Origin of the sequence: Candidatus Palauibacter australiensis, from assembly GCA_026705295.1 — a bacterium.
GTDB lineage: Bacteria > Gemmatimonadota > Gemmatimonadetes > Palauibacterales > Palauibacteraceae > Palauibacter > Palauibacter australiensis.
Map to the genome: position 1 here is coordinate 1 of JAPPBA010000152.1, position 4620 is coordinate 4620.

At 70.9% G+C, this 4620-nt stretch carries 4 protein-coding genes; all 4 read right to left on the reverse strand.

All coding sequences use genetic code 11. From position 1 onward, the window contains the following. Positions 1-69 precede the first annotated feature (69 nt). Entirely contained in the window at positions 70-267 is a 198-nt protein-coding gene (locus OXN85_12575) for a hypothetical protein (GenBank protein MCY3600793.1), read from the reverse strand. A 4-nt stretch (positions 268-271) separates the two neighbouring features. Then, positions 272-1273, reverse strand: a complete 1002-nt coding sequence (locus tag OXN85_12580; GenBank protein MCY3600794.1) for an ATPase, T2SS/T4P/T4SS family — start codon at positions 1271-1273, stop codon at positions 272-274. After that, positions 1270-3306 (reverse strand): type IV secretion system DNA-binding domain-containing protein, encoded by a 2037-nt coding sequence (locus tag OXN85_12585; protein ID MCY3600795.1) that lies wholly within the window; start codon positions 3304-3306, stop codon positions 1270-1272. Before OXN85_12585 ends, OXN85_12580 begins: the two co-directional genes overlap by 4 nt. A 304-nt stretch (positions 3307-3610) precedes the next feature. Beyond that, positions 3611-4546, reverse strand: a complete 936-nt coding sequence (locus OXN85_12590) for a hypothetical protein (protein MCY3600796.1) — start codon at positions 4544-4546, stop codon at positions 3611-3613. Between the last annotated feature and the right edge of the window lie 74 nt (positions 4547-4620).

A 4620-nucleotide genomic window follows, 5' to 3' on the forward strand; every position in this document is an offset into this window, starting at 1 on the left:
ACGGCGCGGTGCCCTGCCGGATCTGCTCGATGATCGCGTCGGCGAACTTGCGGTGGTATTCGTCGTGGTTCATGCGTCCACCTCCTCGCCGTGCGGGTCGTCCCAGGCGGCGGCGATCTCGTCCTCGCTCCCCACATCCTCGGGGAAGAGGCCGTACTCCTCGGCCAGTTCGGCCTCGACTTCGAGCGTCTCGCCGCCATCGCGGGCGAGTTCGCGGTCGAAGTCCTCGAACGTCTCGACCCGGATGGTTTGGTCGTTGCATGTCATGCGTTCACCTCCTTGGTGTGTGGGTTGGTGCTTCCTTGCGGGGCTTCGGTGCCTCGCCCCAGACGGGCACGGTGTTCCATCGGCCGGTGGCCGCGTCGTAGCCGCGCACTTCGAGCGCCTCCTCGACGAACCGGCGGCCGTCGCGGCGGGTTACGTGGAGCACGAGCGCGATTCCGTCCACAACGCCCCGGCAGGTGACCTCCCAGGGCAGCGCATCTCCCGCCTGCATCGCGCAACTAGCGAGGCGCGAGAGCGCGGAGCGGGCGTTGTTGGCGTGGATGGTCGTAAGCGATCCGCCATGGCCCGTGTTGAGGGCCTGGAGCAGGTCGGCGGCCTCGCCACCCCGGACCTCGCCGACGACGATGTGGTCGGGCCGGTGGCGGAGCGCGTGGCGCACCAGGTCGCGGATCTCGACCGGCGTCTCCGAGAGCGTGGACCCGGCCTCGAACCGGAGGCAGTTGGCCCGGTCGATCCTGAGTTCGAGCGTGTCCTCGATGGCGACGATCCGCTCGTCTTCGGGCAGCAGTTCGATCAGCGCGTTCAGCAGGGTGGTCTTGCCCGAGCCGGTGCCCCCGGAAACGAGGATGTTCGTGCGGGCCGCAAGCGTGGCCCGGGCGGCATGGAGCGCCTCTTCGGGCAGCGACCCCATCCGAACGAGATCCTCGGCCGAGAACGCGCGGCCCCCGAACCGGCGTATTGTGATGGCGACCTCGGGACTCGCGGGCGGAGTGCAGATGGCGACCCGCGATCCGTCCTCCAGCCGAGCGTCCAGGATGGGCCTCGCGGCGGGATCGAGCCCGAGCGGCCGGGCGATGTGGATCGCCGCGCGGTGGAGCCAGGCGGCGGTGAGTTCGGGCGTCTCGTGGGGCTCCAGCCTTCCGGCACGCTCGACCCAGACGTTGCCGGGACCGTTGATCATGATCTCGGACACCCCGGGGTCTTCGAGCAGACCCTCCAACCCCGGAAGGAACGGGGCGAGGTGGCCGACGCCGCTGGCGCGCTTCATATCCGGCCCTCCTCCCGGAGCCGCCAGTAGCCCGTCTCGCACGGCAGGTAGTGGGGCTTCAGGTAGACGCGGGTCGCCGGAAGTGATTTTACGCCGTCATAGGGCAGGCATATCGCCTGGTAGTTGGCGAGCAGCCCGAACTCGCGCGGCGTGAACACCGGCTCGCTCTGCCGGCGGAACGACTTGCTCGCCCCGATGGTGCCGCGCCCGCCACCGGCGCGGCCGGACAGGAGCGAGAACTCGGGCCTGCCCGTGGTCTCGGTGAACGTGTAGGATGCCCGCGTCTTCATGACGGACCCGCACATCTCGGACGCGGCCTTGGCCGACGCCTCGTCGGAAAGCGACAGGAAGATCCGTGTCCGGAGCGTCTGGACGAGCGTGCGCCACGCCTCTCCGGAGGGCAGCACGGAGCGGAGCGAGGAGAGCGACTGCGTGGCGACGATGGGGATGCAGCGGCACTGCCGCGTGAGCGCGAACGCCTTCTCGTCGCCCGACGGATCGTCCTGGCCCACGGTGGCAAAGGCCTGATACTCATCGCAGATGAACACGGCGGGCCGCATGTACCGGTCCGGCCGGCGGGCGGCCTCGGCGGGCCTCCGGAGCAGCGCCTGCATCCACGCACTCTTGAGCAGGACGCCGATGGCGCGTGCCAAGGCCGGGTTGGCCCCGGCGGGCATGTTGAGCGCCAGCACCTTGCCGCCCTCGATCAACTCGGAGAGCGGGGGCAGCCTCCTGCGAAGGCCCGGCATGGGCGGCGGCTTCGCGCCCTCGTTCCCTTCGGCCTCGCCGCCGCCCGCAGGCTCCGTCTCGGGTGCCTCCGGCGGCGGCGGGCAGAACACGCCCGCCACGTCCGGCTGGTCGAAGAGCGAGAGGAAGACGCTGATCCCCTCGACGATCGAGGTGCGGAGCTTGGCGTCGAGCGCCGACCAGTCCTTGTCGTACCACCGCTCGATGGCCTCGACCCGCTCCCGGTACTCGCCGCCCGCGCCGCCCCCGGCCGACTCCACCGCGTAGGTGACTTCGAGCTTCGCCAGCTTTGCCCGCAGCTTGGCGTCCAGTCGCGAGCGCGCCCCGTCGGTGCCGACCGGATCCCAGTTCCACTTCTTGAGCGCGTCTGCGTGGGCGATCATGGCGTCGTCGGGGATGACGGCATCGACCGGGGATACCTGGTCCGCCAGATCCCGGGCCTCGCGGATCTTCCGGGCCAGAAGCTCCGCGTCCACCGTGCAGCGGTAGATGTCACGGAGCGTGACCCAGCCTCCCGGCAGGAGCCGGTGAAGCTCGACGATCCACCGGACGAGGTTCGTGTACGCCTGTTGCCAGAACGGTTCTCTGCTCTTGCCGAAGAGCTGGTTGATGAGGGATGCGACGCCGTAGGCGAGCGAGTAGGAGTCGAGCAGCGGATCGTCGAGCGGGTTCCACTGGATCGACCCGCCGAGCCCGATTTCGAGGTAGTCGTCCGCGCGGCCGGCGTCCTCGAGGATGCCGCGCACCTGATGGCAAAAGTCGCCTTTGACCTCCAGCACGAGCGCGCCCGCGCGGCGGCCGGGATCGTCGGCCCGCCACGAGAGGATCTGGCGGGCGAAGGGATACATGCAGCCGCTGGTCTTGCCCGTGCCGACGGCACCCACGATGAGGGTGCCGGTGTAGAGCCCCTTCTCCGGGATCACGAGCCACGACGGTTGCTCGCTCTCTTCCGGCACGGTCGGATGGTGCAGCTCGCCGATCACGAGCGAGGGCGCCTCGTCGGCGGGCGAAGCGGGCCACTCGGGCAGCCTGCCGCGCCGCTTGGGCCGGAAGAGCGGCTGGAGCCAGACCCGCCAGACCGACAGCGCGAACGAGCCCGCAAGCACGACCAGGACGGCGGGCCAAGCGTAGTGCCAGACCCGGAGCGCGGCGAGCAGGCCCGGATCGTTCGAGGCGATCAGGTCGAGATACTGGTTCGCGCCCGGCGGCGGGAACGGCGCCTTGAGCGCCCGCGCGCCGACCGCGCCGATGGCGGACCCGATGATGGCGGGCGTGCCCGTTCTCATCGGCCGGACACCCTTCCTGGAAGGACTGCTGGCTGGGAGCGACCCCGCAGCGGCGGGGGGGATGGGGCTGTCCGGCTCCATCCACCCCGGCGCCAATCGAGGTTTGCCGAGATGGGGGGTCGCTCCCAGCCACGTCCAGGGAGCGCGGATCGGCACCCGCGCTCCGCTGGCCGTGGCCCAACCGCAAGCGCGCCAGCGATATCGACGGCCGGGGCCGTGTCCGGCCGAACGGCGATCTCGTGTCCGGCGACCCCCAAAGTGAGCCGGACACGCAGGACTTGCCACCTCCGTCCGCTTACGGCGCTCAAAACACGTCCCCCGACAGGCGGCTCGAACGCCACACCGTGAAGCCGTCGATCATCGCTTCCGACGGCGCGGTCGGTAGCGCGGCCCGGAGTTCCGCGAGCCGGACCAGACAGCCCCGGAGGCTGCCGTGCTCCCCGATCACGCTCTCGTCCCGGCCGCGGATGCCCTGTTCGATCCGCTCGATGTCGCGGCGGATCTCGCGGCCGGTCGCGGACACCTTCGAGCGGCTGGGGGACCGGGCCGGGGAGGTCCAGTTGGCCAGAACGCTCTCCGCCCGGTCGAACTCCCCGTCGCCCAGGACCACCGCGACGGCTTCGACCGAGCGGCCCCGGTCCCGGAGCGCGCCCCAGAGCTCCCGGTGGGTGCGGCCCCAGTATTGGAGCCCCGTCGCTGTCTCGTGGCCGGGATCGGCGTAGACGAACACCGCGCCCTTGGTGTCGAGCGCGACGGGCAGCTTGAGGGGGAAGTAGCGGCGCGTATTGCCGCCGCCGCCCCGGTACACGCGCACGGGCAGCAGCGCGCGTTCGATGCCGAGCGCCTCGAACGCGCCGACCTTCTCGGGCTCGGTCGGGAGCCACGCCTGGCCGGTGTGACCCATCACGTAGTCCAGCGAGAGCAGGCGTCGTAGGAGCACCGGGACGGAGGCGATCCGGCGATGGCGGATATCCTCGGCCCCGAGCGCCCGGTAGACGGCGCGCGCGTAGATCCGGCAGACCCTCCGGCCCGCAAGCCGGTCCGTGGACGCCAGCCTCCGGTCCGACATGTCCCGGATGAACCGGCGGGCGCTGCGGCGGTGGATGCCGAGCCAGTCGGAGAGTTGGTCGCGGGTGAACACGCCGCTGTGGAGGCAGGCGAGCGCGACCCACTCGGCCTCGCGGCCCGTCCAGCCGAACGCCTCCAGCGCCTTCTCGCGCCCCTTGAGATGCGCGATCATCGCTCGTCTCCCGTCACGAGCGCCCGGTCGGCCCGCATGTAGGTGACGAGGAGCCCCATCGGGTTGTGGACGAC